The organism is Candidatus Krumholzibacteriia bacterium, from assembly GCA_029865265.1.
Classification (GTDB): Bacteria; Krumholzibacteriota; Krumholzibacteriia; order WVZY01; family JAKEHA01; genus JAKEHA01.
This window is the reverse complement of sequence record JAOUHG010000080.1, coordinates 1-4,837: the sequence shown is the minus strand read 5'-3', so window position 1 is coordinate 4,837 and position 4,837 is coordinate 1. Positions and strand designations below refer to the sequence as shown.

The 4,837-nt window shown below is 62.4% G+C and carries 6 protein-coding genes; 5 read left to right on the top strand and 1 reads right to left on the bottom strand.

The features are described from left to right. The 5 genes from OEX18_15665 to OEX18_15645 all read left to right on the top strand — a co-directional run. On the top strand, window positions 1-985 hold a 985-nt coding region (locus tag OEX18_15665), incomplete at its 5' end, for an acetyl-CoA carboxylase biotin carboxylase subunit (GenBank protein MDH4338700.1). Next, a complete protein-coding gene (locus OEX18_15660; protein ID MDH4338699.1) occupies window positions 982-1,464 on the top strand; it encodes a biotin/lipoyl-binding protein in 483 nt (160 codons plus the stop codon). The genes OEX18_15665 and OEX18_15660, both read left to right, overlap by 4 nt. 18 nt (window positions 1,465-1,482) lie before the next feature. Continuing rightward, window positions 1,483-2,289 carry an undecaprenyl-diphosphatase UppP gene (gene uppP, locus OEX18_15655; protein ID MDH4338698.1) on the top strand — a complete coding sequence of 269 codons (807 nt, stop codon included), beginning with the start codon at window positions 1,483-1,485 and terminating at the stop codon, window positions 2,287-2,289. A 10-nt stretch (window positions 2,290-2,299) separates the two neighbouring features. After that, a complete protein-coding gene (locus tag OEX18_15650; protein ID MDH4338697.1) occupies window positions 2,300-2,788 on the top strand; it encodes a PH domain-containing protein in 489 nt (162 codons plus the stop codon). Between the two features lie 1,216 nt (window positions 2,789-4,004). Beyond that, entirely contained in the window at window positions 4,005-4,490 is a 486-nt protein-coding gene (locus OEX18_15645) for a hypothetical protein (GenBank protein MDH4338696.1), read from the top strand. A gap of 94 nt (window positions 4,491-4,584) precedes the next feature. Here the strand turns inward: OEX18_15645 and OEX18_15640 are convergent, their stop codons facing one another. Continuing rightward, window positions 4,585-4,833 carry a DUF2277 domain-containing protein gene (locus OEX18_15640; GenBank protein ID MDH4338695.1) on the bottom strand — a complete coding sequence of 83 codons (249 nt, stop codon included), beginning with the start codon at window positions 4,831-4,833 and terminating at the stop codon, window positions 4,585-4,587. Between the last annotated feature and the right edge of the window lie 4 nt (window positions 4,834-4,837).

Sequence of the window (4,837 nt, the reverse complement as noted above, 5' to 3'; positions counted from 1 at the left end):
GCAGGTGGAGGCCGCCGCGCGCGCCGCCATCGGCGAGGCGAGATCCGCCTTTGGCGACGACACCGTCTACATCGAGCAGAAGATCGAGCACCCGCGGCACATCGAGTTCCAGGTGCTGGCGGATGCACACGGCAACGTGGTGCACCTGTTTGAGCGCGAGTGTTCCATCCAGCGCCGCCACCAGAAGGTGCTGGAGGAGACGCCGTCGCCGGCACTCACGCCGGAACTGCGCGCGCGCATGGGCGAGGCCGCGGTGGCGGCGGCGAAAGCGGTGGGCTACGTCAACGCGGGCACCATCGAGTTCATGCTGGATGCGGCGGGCAACTTCTACTTTCTGGAGATGAACACGCGCATCCAGGTGGAACACCCCATCACCGAGGTCACCACCGGCATCGACCTGGTGCAGTGGCAGCTGCGCATCGCGGGCGGGGAGAAACTCGCGTTCGCGCAGAAGGATCTCGCGCAACGCGGCCACGCCATCGAGTGCCGCATCTACGCCGAGGACGAGACCAAGAACTTCATGCCCTCGTGCGGCGTGATCTCGTATCTGTACGAACCCTCCGGCCCCGGCATTCGAAACGATTCCGGCGTGTACGAGGGCTGGGAAGTCACACCGTACTACGACCCCATCCTCTCCAAGCTGATCGCCTACGGCGAAGACCGCGAGACGGCGCGGCTGCGCATGCTGCGCGCGCTCGACGAGTACGTGGTGCACGGCGTGCAGACCGGCATCGATCTGCACAAGCGCATCCTCGTGCATCCGGCCTTCATCGCCGGCGATGTGAACACCACGTTCCTGGACGATTACGGCCGCGAGGTGCTCATGGATCCGGGCGGCGACATCCCCGACGAGGCCTTCGTGGCGGCCGTGCTCAGCGAAACGCTCAACATCGGGCGCGCGGCCCGCGGTGGCGCGGGAGCGCCCGAGACGGGGCCCTCGCCGTGGGAGCGCGTGGGCAAGTGGGAGATCGGGGGTGGGGAATGAAGATCGCGCTGGACGGCGTCCAGAAGGAGATCGGGATTGTGCGCACCGCGGACGGATTCGTGGTGACTATCGACGAGCGCCGTCATATCGTGAGCGACGTGAGCCTGGCGGGCGGGACCATTGCGTTCCTCATCGACAAGGCCTCGCACGTGGCGCACGTGTCGCAGGGGCGCAACGGGCTCGACATCTCCATCGGCGGACGCACCTACGCGCACACGCGCGACGCGGTCGACACCGATCGCCCGGTGGGTGCTGCCGGAGAAGGGCGCCTGCAAGCGCCCATGCCGGGCTCCATCGTGGCGGTCAACGTGAAACCGGGCGATGCGGTGAAGGCCGGCGACCCGCTGGTGGTGCTGGAGTCCATGAAGATGCACAACGAGTTGCTCTCGCCGGCCACGGGAACCATCAAGAAGATCCACTGCAAGAGCGGCGAGCAGGTGGCGTACGGCCAGGTGCTCGTCGAGATCGGGGCAAAGTAGACAATGCCGGTTGTTCTGTTGGCCATCATCCTCGGCCTCATCCAGGCCGCCACCGAGTTCCTCCCCATTTCGTCGTCCGCGCATCTCATCCTGGCGCGCGCCGCGCTGGACTTCGACGTGGTCGACGGACTCACCTTCGACGTGGCCGTCCACCTGGGCACACTCATGGCCATTGTGGTGTACTTCTGGGGCGACCTGCGCGCGCTGGCGCGCGGCTTCCTCACCAGCCTCTCGCCCAAAGGAAACCGCAGCGACCCCGCGTCCCTCATGGCGTGGTACGTGATTGCGGCCTGCGTGCCCGCCGGCATCGTGGGATACCTGTTCGAGGCCGACATCGAGTTCTACTTCCGCCACCCGTCGGTGATCGTGGTCACGCTGATCGCGGGCGCGTTTCTGTTTCTGTGGGTGGAGAAGCGTTTCAACCATGCGGGCGAGATGCACAGCCTCACCCTCTGGCAGGCGGTGGGCATTGGCGCCGCGCAGACGCTCGCACTCATCCCCGGCGTGTCGCGCTCCGGCATCACCATCTCGGTGGGGATGATGTTCGGTCTGCGCCGCGACCAGGCCGCGCGCTTCTCATTCCTGATGGCCTCGCCGCTCATGCTGGGCGCAGCGCTCAAGAAGGGCCTCGACCTCGTCGGACAACCGCTCATGCCGGGAGAACTGACCGCGCTCATCGTGGGCATCGTTACCTCGGCGGTGGCCGGCTGGGTGGTCATCCGCTTCCTGCTCAGCTACCTGCGCAAGCACGGCCTCTACGTCTTTGCGTATTACCGCATCGCGCTGGCGCTGGCCGTGCTGGTGTTCATGCTCGTAAACCGCTAGAGGTGTTCCGATGCATTTCAAAGCACCCTGGAGTCGCCTGCTGATCGGCGTCTCGATCTTTGCAACCATGGTATGCCTGGTGGCCAGCTTTGCGGCGTGGGCGGCGATGACCCGCGCGGGCGGTGATTCCTCCAAGTGGTGGGCCGCACTGCTGCCCGCCCTCATGATCGTGGGCGCCGCACTCTTCACCATCCGCGGCTACACCATCGAGCGCGACTCGATCCTCGTGCACCGGCTGTTGTGGGCGACGCGCCTCTCGCGCACCGGACTCAAGAGCGCCACGCACGACCCCGCGCAGATCGCGGGCGGCATTCGCATCTTCGGGAACGGGGGATTCTTCTCGTTCTCGGGCTGGTTCCGCAACAAGCACCTGGGCACGTACCGCGCCTACATCACGGATCCCTCGCTGGCGGTGGTGTTGCGCTACGGCGACCGCGTGGTGGTGGTGTCGCCGGCGGAGCCGGAACGGTTTGCGTCCGCGGTGATGGGCGAACGCTGAAGCGGCACGTTCCCGTTAATTCGCGAGTGGACAAAAGAGGCCCTGGTACGATATACTCACCGCGTTAATCCTTCCTCATATTCTCCGGCCAACGGGGGTGCTGACTTGGCAAGAGCTATCGCGACCGCGTTAGCCTTACGCCCTTTTTTCTTGTGCCGCCTTGAAGACGTATCTGTCGATCGCGAATCCTTGCGTATTTTTAAGCGGGCGAGGTTCAACTCGAGTCCCTGGGCTGTGAGCGACCCGCACCGCGACCGCACATACGTGAGCCTGCCGAATGAGATTGAAATGCTTCAGGCGGGCGACTATCCGCGGTTTGTGCCAACGCTTTCGAACCTCCTGGCTCTAGCTTTCTGCTTCGTTCTAGTCTTCTGCTTGATTTTTCTATCGACGGTTGTCAGAGCCGACACAATCGAGTTGTCGATGAGCCCGTATGGTCGTGACTGCCAGATGATAAACGACAGCGGGCCAGGCCTGCGCACGGTCTATGTGAATCACGTTTACACGTTCGGTTCGCGCGGTGCGCGTTTCAAGTTATCTCTCGATCCCGGTGCGACACTCATGTATGTCTCGGAGACTCACGCTTACTCGATGACCGTTGGAAACACGCAGGATGGTATCAGCATATGCTACGGCGCATGTGTCGTGGGTGGCATGATTGCGTCTGTCACATATATGTATTTGGGGTCCACCGTGAACTGTCCTCGACTACGAGTCGTGCCGCATCCCGATGCTGAGACTGTTGATGTAATCGACTGCTACGGTGTCCCGCAGGTGGCGAGTGTGTCGGATATGTTTGTGGTTGCCCCTGGCCAGGGCTGTGGTTGCCCCATCAGTCGAACGATTCCTGGGGCGGCCGGTTTCTTTGATTGCACACCGCTGCCAATCGAGAGTAAGACGTGGGGAGGTATCAAGGCGCTATACCGACGTTGAACGCTGGATGAAGTGAGCGGCGGATTGCAGCACGCTGAGGGTCGTGCCGTACCCGGGTGCCGAGACTGTTGAAGGCATGGACTGCAATTTCCAGCCACAGGCGCAGTTGATCCGCGATTTTCAGTTGAATACCCTTAGTGCGGGGTGTGGATGTCCGTCACCTCGCCTGGACCCAGGAACGCCGCTGGCATTCGCCTGCTCACCGCTCCCGGTTGAAGAAACAACTTGGGGAAGGATCAAGGCATTGTATCGTTGATGTACTGAAAAGAACGGGCGGCTCAAGATGCTCTCGCGGACAAGAATTCTTCTTCTTGCGGTTGTGGCCGCGCTTCTTATGAGCACGCCCGCGCTTGCTGATGTGATTCATGGCTATGCATGGTTCGAGTTTGGGTCATGGGACTTCAGTGATTCACTGCTGGTTGGTGAATATGATGGGGACCTGTCGATTGTTTATGTAGTCGACCCGCCGCTGGGGTACGTGTATGGCTGTTGGAATGGCGCATCCGCGCGCACGGTATCAGGATCCTTTGAGGATGTTTTGGAGGCACCGGCGGACCTATCAACTTACGAGACGCACGGGCTTGCGCTGCTTGGCCCCGTGTACGTCCTTCGGACTGCGGAAGGACACTACGTGAAGTACCATATGATTCAGGTGTTGCCCGCGCCACTTATTGAGTATGTCTATCAACCGGACGGATCCCGCATATTGGTCGATATTCTTCCGGTTCAAAACACGACATGGGGGGCGGTGAAGGCGCTTTACCGCTGAGACCACGCGCTCGCTCGCGGTGCCGCGCCATCGGCCAGGACAGGGGCCGGTCCTGTAACACGAGACGATTGCCAGGTTGCCTCCGCCTTTGCTATCACCCACCAAACCGTTCCGCCGAGCGGGCCTTTGCCTTGGCGGCTTCTTCTTCGCGGTTCTTCGGTGGTGCGGTGGTGACCATGCTGTGGATGAGGGTGCGCGCGATGGCGGCGATGTCGCGCACCGCGGCGTTGAATGCGATTTCGTTGGCTTTGGACGGCTTGGTGGTGCCGCTGATCTTGCGCACGAACTGCAGCGAGGCGTTGTAGACCTCGTCGTCGCTGGCGGGCGGCTCAAAGTTGAACAGCGGT